This window comes from Solwaraspora sp. WMMD406, assembly GCF_029626025.1.
GTDB lineage: Bacteria > Actinomycetota > Actinomycetes > Mycobacteriales > Micromonosporaceae > Micromonospora_E.
Genome location: NZ_JARUBF010000001.1, coordinates 3,961,697 through 3,975,730 on the forward strand (window position 1 = coordinate 3,961,697; position 14,034 = coordinate 3,975,730).

The window sequence follows — 14,034 nt, forward strand, 5'->3', positions numbered from 1 at the left end:
TATCATGCCTCCAGTACGGTGACCCGGTGCAGCCGAGGTAGCACGCGGGTCAGCACCCAGTGTGGTGCGGACGCGCTTCCGGTGAGGCGACGCATCAGCCCGGCGGCGGTGTCGACGGCTTGGAAGGCGTAGGGCACCGTCTCTTCCTGGTAGGCGGTGATCGCCTGCTCCACCGGCGTGCCGCTCGCGCGGGCCTGGACGAGTCTGCGGCCGAGCAGGGCGGCGTCGCGTAGCGCGGTGTTGCCGCCGTGGCCGCCGAACGGCGGCATGACGTGCACGGCGTCGCCCATCATCGTCGCCCGGGGCACCGTCCACCGTCGCGGGCGCCGGCCGGTGGCGAAGACGTTGAGCACCGTGGCGTCCAGTTCGGCTGTGTCGACCAGCCGCTGGATGAGCGGATGGAAGTCCGTGCTCGTCCGGGCGGCCAGTTCCCACAGCCTCAGCAGGTGCCCACGGATGGTGGTGGGGCACCTCCTCCTGCCGCAGCAGCAGTCCCCACATGACGTAGTCGTCGCCGGTGGGGGCGTAGCTTCCCGGGGCCAGGCGGGCGAACGCCTCGGGTGGGCGTTCGCCGAACCGCATGGAGGTGAAGAAGAAGGCGCGGCCAGGCCGGTCGGCGATGGCCAGGACTCCGCTGGTACGCAGCGTGTCCGGGATGACGCTCGCGCCACCGCGCCACAGCGGCGACCGGCCGTAGATGCCCACCATCGGGGTGGTCGTCGGGTCCGCGTTCGGCATGAGTTGGGCGCGCAGCGCCGAGCCGACGCCGTCGGCGCCCACGACGACGGTCGCCGGAGCGGCCCCGCCGTCGGAGAAGCGTAGCCGCAGCCCGGCCGGGCCGCCGCTGTCCACCGCGACGGCGGCCTTGCCGTAGTGAATGCGCCCGTCCAGCCTGGACCGCAGGCTCTCCCGCAGTGCCGCCAGCCCGTGCCGGTCGAGGATGATCCGGTAGCCCTGCCGCCTGACGAAGGGTCCGGGGTCCCGTTCGTAGACGTGCACGTCGATGCCGGTGCGCGTCAGGTACTGGGCGAGACAGAGGCCGGAGAGGCCGGCGCCGGCGATCGCCACCGAGAAGTCAGTCGATTCGCTCATCCAATCATCTTAATCATCAAGATGATTGCGCCAAGGCGACGACGCCCAGCGTCGACAGCGCCGGCTCAGCCTTCCGCCGCAGCTCCACGATCGGCGAGCAACAACATGAGCCCGAGCAGCACCATGATTCCGGCGACGGCGAACGGCAGTGGGTACGACACCGCGTACAGCGCACCGCCGAGTGCCGGTCCGGCGACGAAGGCGAGTCCGTTGGTGGCGGTCAACAGCCCGGCGGCGGACGCCTGCTCATGTTCCTCGACCACCATCGACGGGGCGGCGGTGTACCCCGGTGTCGCGATCCCCATCCCGGCGGCGACGACCAGCATGGCGGCGCCGATGCCCCAGACGCCGGGCACCACCGCGATGCCCAGCAGACCCGCCGCGGCGATCGGGGTGCCGACCATCATCAACCGGCGCGGCTTCCACCGGACCTTCGGCACGAGGACACCCTGGCTGGCGGCGAGCACGAGGCCGCAGGCGAAGATGATCGCGCCGGTCACCCGGGCGGCCGCGTCGGCGTCGAGGCCACCACGGTCCTGGACGGCGAAGCCGATGGTCAGCAGGACCAGACCCAGTCCGGTGTAGAGCAGGAACCCGACGAGCAGCACCGAGCGTACTCGTGGATCCCACGGCCGCAGTCTGGCCGGCCCGCCGCCCGGCGGCGGCCCGGCCACGACCGACGGCGGCACCAACACGATCATGAGTAGCAGCGCGGCCAGCACCGCCGCCGGGGCGGCCCACACCGGGCCGAGCAGCCCGGCGAACGCCACCACGGCCCCGATCGCCGGGCCGAGCACGATCGCCAGCCCTTGGGCGGCACCCAGCTTGCCGACCGCGCCGGTGCGCTCCTGGGCGGTGGAGCCGGCGACGACGATGGCGAGCGCGGCGACCGGTACTGCGGCCAGGCCAGCCCCGAACAGCACGCCACGGGTCGCCAGCATGAGCACGAAGGTGAGCGTCGGGTCGATGTCGCCCGCCAGGGCCAGGGTGGCGACGGCACCGAAGGCGGTCAGGCCGGCCAGTGCGACGGTCAGCCCGGTCACCAGGACAGCGCGCGGCCCGAGCGTGGTGCAGCGGCGTGCCCACCAGGGGGCGGCCAGCACCAGCACCGCGGCGGCGACGCCGATGGTCAGGCCGAGTTGCGTCTCGGTGAGCCCGGTCTCGCGGGCGAACGGCGCCAACGCCGGCAGCAGCACCTGCTGGGCGCAGAACGCGACCAGCACGGCCAGCAGCAGCACCCCGGTACGGGGCTGGTCTGTGCCGGTCGGCTGTCCGGCCGAGGTAGGACTCGTCAACGCCATGCTTCTCTCCTTGTCACAGGCCGGTCTTGCCCGTGGCCCAGTACGCCTTGACCGTGACGTAACGGCGACTCAGGCCCTTGGTCCGTAGCAGTGCGCGGATGCGCTGAGCGGTCTGCGCATGTCCGGCCAGCCGGACCCGTACCCCTCCGAAGGCGTTGGCCTCGACGCGGTCGGCCCATGCGGTGAGGGCGGCTCCCGCCTCGTCGCCGGTGTTCAGAACGAACGTCCAGGTCGGGTACCAGTCGCCGGACGGCGTCGCGGTCGTCGGGGTGGGCTTCCACCGCTCCGTACGGGGTCGCGTGCCCGGCCACGGCGAGCAGACCGTGGAACAGGCCGACGGTGGTGACGTCGCCCAGCACGATCAGTCGTGCGCCGGGCTCGGGCGGCATGGCACCGACCCCGCCGCCGGGTCGCATCATGTCCACGGTGTCACCGGGCCGCAGCGCCGCTGCCCATCGGCTGCCCGGCCCGCCGGCCCGGGTGGAGAAGACGACCTCGAGATGGCCCGCCGCACGGTCGAAGACCGGCGGCGTGTAATGGCGAAAGCCGCCCCCTGAGACGTGGAACTCGACCTCCTGCCCCGGGACCCAGGGTCGACCGCGCAGACCTTCTCCTTCGAGGGTGACCTTCAGCAGCGCCGGGCTGAGCACGTCGACGGCGGTGACGGTCGCCGGACGGCCGAACCAGCGGGCCGCCGTCACCGCGAGCGCGACAGGCATGGTCGGCATCGTGGATGTGTCCTCTCAGGGGTTGACGGCTGCCGGGGTAGTGGGGGCGAGCCGCCAGCCGCCGGCGCGTTCGCGTTCGCGCCAGAACGCGGCGTACCGGCCGTCGGCGGCCAGCAGTTCGTCGTGACCACCCTGCTCCGCGACGCTGCCGCTGTCCAGCACGAGGATCTGGTCGGCATTGCGGACCGTCTGCAGGCGGTGCGCGATGACCAACAGCGTCCTGTTCGCGGTCAACGCGGTCAGCGCCTCCTGAACCGCTGCCTCGTTGGCCGGATCGAGCGCGGCGGTCGCCTCGTCGAGCAGCACGATCGGGGCGTCCTTGACGATGGCGCGGGCGATGGCGATGCGCTGACGTTCCCCGCCGGACAGCCGGGCCCCGCCTTCACCGACCCGGGTCCGGTACCCGTCGGGCAGCCGTTCGACGATCTCGTCGACGCGGGCCAGCCGGCCGGCACGTTCGACGTCGTCGTCGGTGGCGTCGGGGCGGCCGGTACGGATGTTGTCGGCGATCGTGGCGTCGAAGAGGTAGACGTCCTGGAACACCAGTGACAGCTGGGCCATCAGCTGCTCGGTGGTTTGCTCGCGTACGTCGGTCCCGCCCACCCGGACGATGCCGGCGTCGACGTCGAAGAACCGGGCGACCAGCCGGGTGATGGTGGTCTTGCCGGACCCGGACGCACCGACCAGCGCGGTCATGCTGCGGGGCGGCACCCGCAGGCTCACGTCCGTGAGCACCGGTCGGTCGGCCGTGTAGCCGAAGCTGACCCCGGCCAGTTCGACGCTGCCGTCACCCCGATGGCCGGCGGCGGGGCCGGCCGGTTCCGGCAGGGTCGGCGTACGGAGCAGTTCGTCGACGCGGGCGAGAGAGTTGCGGGCGATCCGCAACGCGCCGCCAAGGTCGGCCGCCGTGACCAGCGGTTCAGCGAACCGGATCACCAGGACGAGCAGCGCGATCAGCTCGGCCGCGTCGACGTCACCGCCGATGGCGAGCGCGACACCGACGACGAGGACGGCGGTGACCGCGATCTGCACGGTGAGCACGAACGCCGCCAGCCCCGGAACAGCGCGGACGAGCTGGGCCCGTCCGGCGCGTGCCTGCTCCGCCAGGGCCGCGTCGAGCTGGGCGAAGCCGTCGCGGGCGCGGCCGTGGGCCCGTAGCACCGCCTGGGTCTGGGCGTACTCGACGACCCGGGCGGCGGCCTCCGCGCCGGCCGCGTCCACAGCATGGTCGCTGGCGGCGACCAGATTGCCGGTCCACCGGTAGACGAGGACCAGGACGGGAACGGTGAGCAGGGTGGCCGCCGCCAGTCGCCAGTCGAACACGGCGAGCACAGCGACCACGGTCGCCGGGGTGACCACGGCCGAGACGACCGGCTGCAGCAGGTGCGCCGGCACACCCATGATGTCGACGACACCCTGACTGGCGAGCCGGGCGACCCGGCCCACCTTCTCACCGGTGAACCAGCCCACCGGCAGCGCGGCGAGGTGGTCGCCGGTACGGTGGTGCACGGCCCGGGACAACGCCATGCCGACCCGGTAACCGAGTTGCGCCTGCAGGTAGTAGGCGACCGTGGTGGCGGCAACCGCCACCGACAGGACACCGAGCCACCGCCAGGCAGTCATGGTGTCACCGGACAACAGCGCCCGCAGCACTGGCACGAGCAGGGTGAACACCACCGCCTGCAGCACGCTGTAGACGATCATCGCGGCCAGATGCCGGCGGAGCGGGCGGGCATAGTCGGGGCCGAGGACTCGGCCGAGCAGGCCGGTCATCGCGAGACCTCCAGCGATTCGACCGTGGTGGTGTGGGGTGCCCATAGGCCGGTGCGCTCGTGGGCCTGCCACAGCTGCTCGTACCGGCCGCCGGCGGACAACAGGTCGGCGTGCCGGCCGCGTTCGACGACGCGGCCGGCGTCGAGCACGACTATCTGGTCGGCGTCGACGACGGTCGACAGCCGGTGCGCGACGACCAGTAGCGTCCGTCCGGCGATCAGCGTGGACAACGCGTCCTGGATCGCGGCCTCGGATTGCGGGTCGGCGAACGCGGTGGCTTCGTCGAGCACCAGGATCGGCGTGTCGGCCAGTAGCGCCCGGGCGATCGACACCCGCTGTGCCTCGCCACCGGAGAGGTGCCCGTCGGCACCGAGGACCGTGTGGTATCCGGCCGGCAGGGCGAGGATCCGGTTGTGGATCTGCGCGGCTCGGGCGGCGGCGTACACCTGTTCGTCGGTGGCCTCCGGCCGGGCCAGCGCGATGTTGTCCCGTATGCTCGTCGGGCACCCGCGTCGCCGCCGGCTGCGGCATCGACGGTGTGTCGAGCAGCGCGATCACCCGGCCGGCGGCCTGCCGGGCCAGTCGTAGCTCGTTCGTACCGTAACCCAGGGTCAGCACGGGCGCGGTCAGGCCGAGACCGAGCAGTACGAACGGCAGCACGTCGGCGGGCCGTACCCAGCCGTTCGCGGTGAACCAGGTGCCCCAGCCGAGCACCACCAGCAGCATCACCGGCGGCGCGACCAACGCGCTGGCGACCGCCTCCGCGCGGACCATCCCGGTAGCCCAGGCGCCGAAGAAGTCCGCGAAGTCGTCGGTGGCCTGCCGGAACCTGCGGTGTGCCCGGCGGGCCTGCCCGAACGTCTTGATCACCGCGATGCCCTGTACGAACTCCACCACCGCCGTGTTGATCCGGGCCAGCGCTGCGGTGTACTGGGCCATCTTCTCGGGATAGCCGCGCATCATCACCGCGTACACCGCCACGAACAGCGGCACCGTCACCAGGGTCAACAGCGCCAGCCGCCAGTCCACCCACAACAGGTAGCCGAGGGCGACCAGCGGGGTCACCACGGCGGCCGCCAGATCCGTCAGTGCGTGCCCGACGAGGTGGTGCATCGCGCCCACGTCGTCCTGGGTCGCCTTCTTCACCTGCCCGGCCGACCGGTCGGTGAACCAGCCCAACGGCACGGTCGCCAGGTGGGCGGCCACCCGTCGACGTACCCGCAACTGCAACCGCACGTCGGCGAAGTGCGTGATCCCACCCGCGGCGGCGAGCGTCACGAACCGTATCAGCAGCCCACCGGCCGCCCCGATCACGATGATCCACAGCCGACGCTCGTCGACCGGTCCGTCCGCCAGCAGGGTACGGCCGATCTCGGCGACCGCGACGAACGGCACCAACGACGCCACCGCCGACACGATCTGCAGCAGCACCGCCAGGACCAGTTGGACCCGGATCGGAGCCAACAGCGCGGCGAGCGCCCTGGGGTCGGACAGCGTCGCCCGTTCGGTGGTGTCCGTGGTGTTCGTGCTCATGCCGAGGCCTCGGGTATGCCGGTGCCCCGCGTTGGTGGCGGGTCGGCGGGAAGGTTCGGAAAAGCCATGGCCTCTCTCCGGATCACCATCGCTGCGTACGGTGTAAACAGAGGACAGGCTTACCTAATTAACCGGCATCGTCAAGGTCGCATCGGCACGTGGGGCAACAACGGCCGTACGGGCGAACCGCCGATCAACCGTTCGGACGGTCGGCGGGCAGCGCACCCCGGATCAACGCGGTGAGTCCCGCCGCGTAGACCGCTTCCGCGTCGAACTCGGCCAACAGCGGCATGATCGACCGCACCCGGGGAAGCTCGTCCAGCGGTGCCCGGTTGGCCAGCTCGTCACGGCGGGCCCGGACGGCCGGGTCCTTCGGGTGCGCCGCCGCCAGATGCCCCAGCGTGTACTGCCACAGCGCGGCGTACACCCCCAACGCGTCACGGCCGTGCAGCCCCGCGACGGCCAGTGCCTCCAGCACCGCTTCGGTGAACCGCAGCGCCTGCGGCGCGAACAGTTCACCCTCCCGGAGCACGTCGACCACCCATGGAAACCCACCGAGATATTCGTGCAAGGAATCGAACAGCGCGAACAACCGCCGGCTCGGTGGGCCATCGACGAGCGGCAACGGTAAGCCGGACGCCACATCGTCGAGCACCAGGATCAACAACTCACGCTTGTCCGACACGTGTCGATACAGCGCCATCGCCGAGCAGCCCAGCTCTGCCGCCACTCTCCGCATCGACACCGCGTCGACGCCCTCGCTCTGCGCCAGCCGCCGCCCGGCACCGACGATCGTCGTCCGACTCAGGTCCCTGCCGCCCATACCCGCCGACGATGCCATGCCGTCTACCCGCACGCGCGGAGGGAGCGCCGGGAACGGTCCGGCGCTCCCTCCGTGGTTACCTGCCGAACACTTCGAGGTTGAACAGGGAGTATCCCCATTCGGTGGCGCGGGTGGTGCCGTACATCCGGATGTAGCGGCCGGTGGCGTCGAGACCGGTGAGGTCGTCGGTGCCGCCGTCGCCGTTGGTGATGGTGCGTGCGGTGGTCCAGGTCTGTCCGTCTGGTGAGACCTGGATCTGGTAGGCGGTTCCGTAGGCGGCTTCCCAGGTCAGGCGTACGCGTTCGACGGTGTACGTCTGGCCGAGGTCGATCTGGAGCCATTGTGGGTCGGCGAATTGGCTGGACCAGCGGGTGGTGGTGGAGGCGTCGACGGCGGCCGACGCCGGGTAGGCGTCCGCTTCGACGCTCGACGCGGTCGCCGGCTTGCCCGCCGCGACGTTGCTGAGCGCGGGCGGTGCGTCACCGAACACTTCGAGGTTGAACAGGGAGTATCCCCATTCGGTGGCGCGGGTGGTGCCGTACATCCGGATGTAGCGGCCGTTGGCGTCGAGACCGGTGAGGTCGTCGGTGCCGCCGTCGCCGTTGGTGATGGTGCGTGCGGTGGTCCAGGTCTGTCCGTCTGGTGAGACCTGGATCTGGTAGGCGGTTCCGTAGGCGGCTTCCCAGGTCAGGCGTACGCGTTCGACGGTGTACGTCTGGCCGAGGTCGATCTGGAGCCATTGTGGGTCGGCGAATTGGCTGGACCAGCGGGTGGTGGTGGAGGCGTCGACGGCGGCCGACGCCGGGTAGGCGTCCGCTTCGACGCTCGACGCCGTCGCCGGCTTGTTCAGCGCCAGGTTCGATCCCGTGGGCGGCTGCCCGGAGGTGAGGTGCAACGAGTCGACGTTGAACAGGTTCGACCCCGTACCGCCGGTGAAGACCAGGTAGAGCGGGGCCGAACCGCCCGGCGGCGCGGTGACGGCACCGGTCACCGTGAGGTACGTGTCGAGCGAGCCGGTTGGCGTGACCGCCGCCGTGCCGACCACTGTGCCGGTCGCCGAACCCGACCGCAGCGTGATGGTCCCGCCGCCGCCGGGCGCGGCCGACACCCGGGCCGAGAAGCCGGTGACACCGGCGAGATGGTACGGCGTGAACGAGATCCAGTCGCCGTTGTCGATGCCGCCGACCACATTGCCGCCCTGCGCGCCGGCCACCGGCAATACGCTCACCCCTTGCTGGGTGCTGAAATGCTCGGCCTGACGCAGGCGCGGTTGGAGTAGCACCGGCTCGGCGTTGATCGCTGTGGTCGAGCCGGGCGGCGTGTAGGCGGCGTTGATGATGCCGAAGATGTTGGCCGAGGCGTCGTGTTCGCCGTCCACGGTGGTCTGGATCGTGCCCGAGCAGCCGTCGACACTGGTGATCGGATGTCCGTGGGTGTCGTGCCCGAGGACGTAGGTGACCCGTACCCGGGAACAGTCCACGACCTGATGCGCCGGGTCGGAGACCGACACGGAGAACGGCACCGCGTCGCCGAAGTTGAACAGCTGTCCGTCCTGCGGCGCGGTGACCGTCACCGCCGGACCACCCGCCGCGATGACGACGCTCGCGGTGGCGGTGAGGCCGCCGCTGTCGCGGACCGTCAACGTCGCCGTGTACCGCCCGTTGACCGGGTAGGTGAACGTGGTGTCCGGGGTTGTCGCATCGGTCGAGCCGTCGCTGGTGAAGTCCCACGCGAAGCTGAGCGGGTCGCCGTCGGGGTCGCTGCTGCCCGCGGCCGAGAACGTCACTGTCAGCGGCGTGTTGCCGCTGGTCGGATTGGCCGCCGCGACCGCGACCGGCGGGCGGTTGTTGCCGGAGATCCGGTACTCGATCCGGTATACCGCCGAGTTGGCGTCGCCGCCGAACCAGCCGGTGCCGTAGTCGAGCACGTAGAGCGCGCCGTCAGGCCCGAACTCGTAGTCCATCACCTGTGTACCGGACCAGGGGAACGGGGTGATGGTGCCGGGTGACCCGTCCGCCCCGATGGCGATCGTCTTGATCCAGCGTCGGCCGAATTCGGTGGCGAACAGCTTGCCGTGGTACGACGGTGGGAACTTGACATCGGAGTCGAGTGAGGCGCTGTAACGGTAGACCTCGCCGCCCATCGGTGACAGGCTCCCGCAGCACAGGCTCGGCGGATCCTGGCCGCCACCATACGGCAGCCACGCGGACCGTGCCGGCGGCAACCTGGTCAGACCGCTGTTGTTGGGCGAGTTGTTGGTCGGGCCGCCGGCGCAGTCGAACGGCCCGGCTGAGGGACCACTCGGGAAGGCGTACTCCTGGTACGGCGTGTTGCGGTTGTTGCAGTACGGCCAGCCGTAGAAGCCGGGCTCGGTGATCCGCTCGAAGGAGACGTCACCGGCTGGTCCCCGCTCGGGGTCGGCGGTGCCCGCGTCGGGACCGTAGTCGCCGAGGTAGACGTCGCCGGTGGCCGAGTCCACGCTCATCCGGAACGGGTTGCGGAATCCCATGGCGTAGATCTCCGGCCGGGTTCCGGCGGTCCCGGCCGGAAACATGTTCCCCGCCGGGACGGTGTAGCCGCCGGCAGCGGACGGCCTGATCCGTAGTACCTTGCCGCGCAGATCGTTGGTGTTGGCCGAGGTCCGTTGGGCGTCGAAGGCGGGGTTGCGACCGGCTCGTTCGTCGATCGGCGCGTAGCCGGCGGAGTCGAACGGGTTCGTGTCGTCTCCGGTCGACAGGTAGAGGTTGCCGGCGGCGTCGAAGTCGATGTCGCCACCGACGTGACAGCACTGGCCCCGGCTGCTCGGTACGTCGAGGATGGTGACCGCCGACGCCGGGTCGATCGTGTGGTCGGCTCGGACCGTGAACCGGCTCAGCCGGTTGACACCGTCGAAGGGCGCGAGCTGTGCCGGCGTGCCGCTGGTCGGGGCGTCGCCGGCCGGAGTGGACAGCGGCGGAGCGTAGTAGAGATAGACCCACCGGTTGGTGACGAAACCGGGGTCGGCTTTGATGCTCTGCAGTCCTTCCTCGTCGTGCGTGTAGACCGGCAGGGTCAGCGCGACCTTGGTGTTGCCGGCCGGATCGGTGTAACGGACCACGCCGTCGCGCGAGGTGTGCAGCACGCCCCGGTCGGGCAATACGGTCATGCCCATCGGCTCGCCGGTCTCGGCGACGCCTTTGGCGAGGGTCACCTGGGAGAACTCGCCGGGTGGGTCGACAGGTCCGGTGCCGGTCGCGCAGTCGCCGAGGCCCTGCGCGGCGTACCGGATGCCGCCGAGCAGGTGGGTACGGAAGTGTGCCTCGCTGTAGCTCTCCTGGGTGTGACCCATGCCGGTGTACCAACTGCGCCCGCCGTCGTACGGCCGGCACCAGGCGATCGGGTGGTCGTCGCCCATCGTCCCGCCGGTGTAGGTGGTCTCGTCGAGGTTGGCCAGCACGTGTACGGCGTCGCGTGGGTTGTGGCGGTAGTCGTACCACTCGTCGGTGCGGACCCAGTCGGTTGGCAGCCCGGCCGTGGAGGGGTGTTCGTGGTCCTCGATCCGTACCGTCGCGGGTTGGATGTGCGGGTGGCTGGCGAAGTACGCGCCGACCAGGTCGCCGTACCAGGGCCATTCGTACTCGGTGTCGGACGCGGCGTGTACGCCGACGTAGCCGCCGCCGGCGCGGACGTAGCGTTCGAACGCCGATTGCTGGCTGGCGTTGAGCACATCGCCGGTGGTCGAGAGCCAGATGACGGCCTGGAATCGGGACAGGTTGGCGTCGGTGAACGCGGTGGCGTCCTCGGTCGCTTCCACGGTGAAGTTGCTCTGCGTGCCCAGCTGCCGGATCGCGGCGATGCCCGCCGGGATCGAATCGTGCCGGTATCCCGCGGTCTTGCTGAAGACCAGTACGGAGAAGTCGGCCGCGATCGCGGGAGTCGCCGGGATGGCAACACCCGCCAGGACGAGGGCGACGCAGAGCGCGGCTCTGCGCAACATGATCGGAGTTCCGCCTTTCTGGTGGGGAGGGTGGTCAGACGTGCGCCGATCACGTCGGGGCGAGTCGGTAAGCGCCGAGTTACCGCTCGTACAGACACGATCGTCGATAGAGCGCTCTCTGTCAATACCAAAGCGACAAACTGGACGAGGATGATCGTTGCTGCCCCGTGTCCCGGCGTCGTCGCGTCACCGGAGCGTGTCGGGGTGCGGCCTTCGCTCGGTCGGGTGAGCGTCAGCTCCGTCGGCGCGATCGTGATCCTGGCGGGCATCGCCTGCCGGCTCCGCATCTCACCAATGCCGTCGAATGGTCCGGGTTGTTGGTTGCGGCGATCGTACGCAATCGGGTTTCTGGTCTTGCTGGTTTCTGGTCTTGCTGATTTCTGGTCTTGCTGATTTCTGGTCTTGCAGATTTCGCGAATCCGTGAGGTCGAAAAGATCATTTATCGAGAATTGGCAGCGCTTATCTACCCACTGGTGGTCGTCGCGCGCTGTCGGACGCAGTGCTGGATACCACACTCTCGGTCGCGATCACGCTATGGATGCGCCCAATCGCAGATGATAGACTTCTGTGAATCTGTTAATATTGCTTTCTATCTTCCTTTCGTGATGACAGGCGGGTGATCGTCTGGTGGCCGTCGAGGGTAATCGTCTTGAACCGTACTGATGGATGCCGTGCGAATGACGTCGTCGAACCCCGGAGTGACTACCGGAGGGATTATCGTGCACGTACAGATCCTGGGGCCCCTTCGCGTCGGCTACGGTGGGCAGCAATTCCGCTTACCGGGCCGCCGCAGCCACGTGATCATGGCGCTTCTGGCGCTGGAGGCCAACCGCGTCGTACCGATGGAACGGCTCATCGACGCGGTGTGGGAGGACGCGCCTCCCTCGACCGCGCGCGGACAGGTGCAGATCTGCCTGTCTTCCCTGCGTCGTACCTTCACCGGCCGCGACCTCGACAGCCCGTTCGAAACCCACCACTCCGGATACCTGCTCCGGGTCGCCGACGGTCAACTCGACGTCGACGTGTTCGGCCGGCTCATCGCCGAGGCTCGCTCCATCGCCGCCAGCGGTGACCTGGCTGCCGCCGCCGAGCGGCTGCGCGCGGCCTTGGCATTGTGGGGCGGTCCGGCCCTGGCCGGCTTGCCGGGGCGGATCGTCGACGCGGGCCGCAAGAGGCTGGAGGAGCTCCGGACCGCCGCGATCGAGGAACGGATCCGTCTCGATCTGGCGTTGGGCCATCACGAAGAGGTGATCGGCGAGCTGATCTGGCTCATCGAACGCGATCGGCTCCGCGAGCGGTTGTACGCGCTGCTGATGGTGGCGTTGTACCGCTCGGGTCGGCAGGCGGAGGCACTGGAGATCTACCACGCCGCGCGGACCGCCTTCGTCGACACGCTCGGCATCGAACCGAGCGACGAGCTGCGTCGGCTCGAACAGGGCATCCTCCTCGGCGATCCAGAGCTGGACCTTTCCACGCACCGTGCCCCCACGCACCGTGCCCCCACGCACCGTGTCTACCGGCCGGCGGCGTCGCGCCCCGCGCCGCACCAGCTGCCGTCCGACACGGCCGATTTCATCGGCCGAGCCGACGACGTCGCCGCCGCCTGCGCCGCACTGGCCCCGGGTCGAGTCGACGTACGGGCCGTGCCGGTGGTCTGCGTCACCGGCCGGGCCGGCATCGGCAAGTCCGCCCTGGCCATTCACGTGGCACATCGGATGCTCGCGGGTTATCCGGACGGACAGCTTTACGCGTCGCTCGACGCGACGCCTGGTCTGACGCAACAGGTGCTGCGACGCTTCCTTCGCGACCTCGGTGTCGACCGGGCCGAGATTCCCGGGGGCATCGACGAGCAGGCCCACCTGTACCGGAGTCGACTAGCGGGTCGACGTGTCCTTGTCGTCCTCGACGGCGTCATCGACGAGTCGCAGGTGCAACCGTTGTTGCCGGGCAGCGGCAGCTGCGGAGTGCTCGTCACGAGCCGGTCCGCGTTGGTGGCCCTGCCCGGCGCGCACCATATCCGGCCCCGGCTGCTCGGCTCGGCCGACGGGCTGCGCCTACTCGGCAGGATCATCGGTCGCCAGCGCGTCGACGCCGAGGCAAGCACCGCAGCCGGGCTCGTCGCCCTCTGCGGTGGGCTGCCCCTCGCCCTACGGATCGCCGGTGCCCGGCTGACCGCCCGGGAGCACTGGGGGATAGGTCAGCTCTTGGCGCGCATGCGCGACGACAGACGACTGCTTGACGAACTGGAACACGGCTCGCTCAGTGTTCGGCTGAGTTTGGCCGGTAGCTACCGAGCTCTGCCTGACGGCACCCGACGTCTGCTGCGGCGGCTCGCGCTGCTGGACTGCGTCCAGCTTCCCGCCTGGGTGGCGGCGGCGGTGCTGGACACCGAGCCGGCCGTCGCGGAGGACCTGCTCGAACAGTTGGCCGACGCGCAGCTGGTGGAGGCGGACCGCGCGCCAGGCGGCGGTCAGCCGCTGTACCGGCTGCCGGCGCTGGTGCGCGTGTTCGCCCTGGAACGTGCCGAGGTCGAGGACACCGCCGCGGTGCGCGAGCAGTCACTGCGTCGGGTCTGGGCCACCTGCCTGTACCTGACCGGTACGGCGAGCCGGCACGCGGACGGCGCCGGTGGCGACGTGCCCTCCCCGATGGTGGTCGACGCGGCCGTCGATCGGCTGCGTGCTGATCCGGTCAGCTGGCTGACCGCTGAACTGCCCACCCTGATGGCGGCGGTGCACCAAGCCGCCCGGCTCGGCTGGCCGGACCCGACCGGATAGGTCGCAGCCACCTGGGTCGTGGCGGCGAAG

9 protein-coding genes and 2 pseudogenes are annotated in these 14,034 nt (G+C 70.2%); 3 read left to right on the forward strand and 8 right to left on the reverse strand.

Features of this window, described 5'->3' with window-relative positions; translation table 11 throughout:
* Positions 1-2: 2 nt before the first annotated feature.
* Positions 3-671, reverse strand: a complete 669-nt coding sequence (locus tag O7632_RS32245) for an FAD-dependent monooxygenase (RefSeq protein ID WP_347403631.1) — start codon at positions 669-671, stop codon at positions 3-5.
* 26 nt (positions 672-697) lie between these two features.
* On the opposite strand from O7632_RS32245, the gene O7632_RS17435 reads away from it, so the two are divergent.
* Positions 698-874, forward strand: a complete 177-nt coding sequence (locus tag O7632_RS17435) for a hypothetical protein (RefSeq protein WP_278115654.1) — start codon at positions 698-700, stop codon at positions 872-874.
* A gap of 134 nt (positions 875-1,008) precedes the next feature.
* Here O7632_RS17435 and O7632_RS32250 read toward each other — a convergent pair.
* Positions 1,009-1,092: pseudogene (locus tag O7632_RS32250) on the reverse strand (hypothetical protein); the annotation flags it as partial.
* 65 nt (positions 1,093-1,157) lie between these two features.
* Entirely contained in the window at positions 1,158-2,393 is a 1,236-nt protein-coding gene (locus tag O7632_RS17440; RefSeq protein ID WP_278115656.1) for an MFS transporter, read from the reverse strand.
* A 209-nt stretch (positions 2,394-2,602) separates the two neighbouring features.
* Between O7632_RS17440 and O7632_RS17445 the strand changes: the two genes are divergently transcribed.
* Complete coding sequence (locus tag O7632_RS17445) at positions 2,603-2,950, forward strand: hypothetical protein (protein WP_278115657.1); 348 nt, start codon at positions 2,603-2,605, stop codon at positions 2,948-2,950.
* Positions 2,951-3,136: 186 nt separating this feature from the next.
* Here O7632_RS17445 and O7632_RS17450 read toward each other — a convergent pair whose 3' ends face one another.
* The 5 genes and pseudogenes from O7632_RS17450 to O7632_RS17475 all read right to left on the reverse strand — a co-directional run bounded on the left by O7632_RS17450 (position 3,137) and on the right by O7632_RS17475 (position 11,226).
* Entirely contained in the window at positions 3,137-4,939 is a 1,803-nt protein-coding gene (locus O7632_RS17450) for an ABC transporter ATP-binding protein (RefSeq protein ID WP_347403632.1), read from the reverse strand.
* Positions 4,891-5,340: an ATP-binding cassette domain-containing protein gene (locus O7632_RS17455; RefSeq protein ID WP_278120131.1), complete on the reverse strand. Its 450-nt coding sequence runs from the start codon at positions 5,338-5,340 to the stop codon at positions 4,891-4,893. Before O7632_RS17455 ends, O7632_RS17450 begins: the two co-directional genes overlap by 49 nt.
* A 235-nt stretch (positions 5,341-5,575) precedes the next feature.
* Positions 5,576-6,427 (reverse strand): annotated as a pseudogene (locus tag O7632_RS17460) (ABC transporter ATP-binding protein); the annotation flags it as partial.
* 193 nt (positions 6,428-6,620) lie between these two features.
* Positions 6,621-7,250 (reverse strand): TetR/AcrR family transcriptional regulator, encoded by a 630-nt coding sequence (locus tag O7632_RS17465; RefSeq protein WP_278115659.1) that lies wholly within the window; start codon positions 7,248-7,250, stop codon positions 6,621-6,623.
* A 76-nt stretch (positions 7,251-7,326) separates the two neighbouring features.
* The gene (locus O7632_RS17475) at positions 7,327-11,226 is read right to left on the reverse strand and encodes a ThuA domain-containing protein (protein WP_347403579.1); all 3,900 of its coding nucleotides are present in this window, start codon (positions 11,224-11,226) and stop codon (positions 7,327-7,329) included.
* A gap of 804 nt (positions 11,227-12,030) precedes the next feature.
* On the opposite strand from O7632_RS17475, the gene O7632_RS17480 reads away from it, so the two are divergent.
* Positions 12,031-14,004 (forward strand): AfsR/SARP family transcriptional regulator, encoded by a 1,974-nt coding sequence (locus tag O7632_RS17480; protein ID WP_278115661.1) that lies wholly within the window; start codon positions 12,031-12,033, stop codon positions 14,002-14,004.
* The last annotated feature ends 30 nt before the right edge of the window (positions 14,005-14,034 follow it).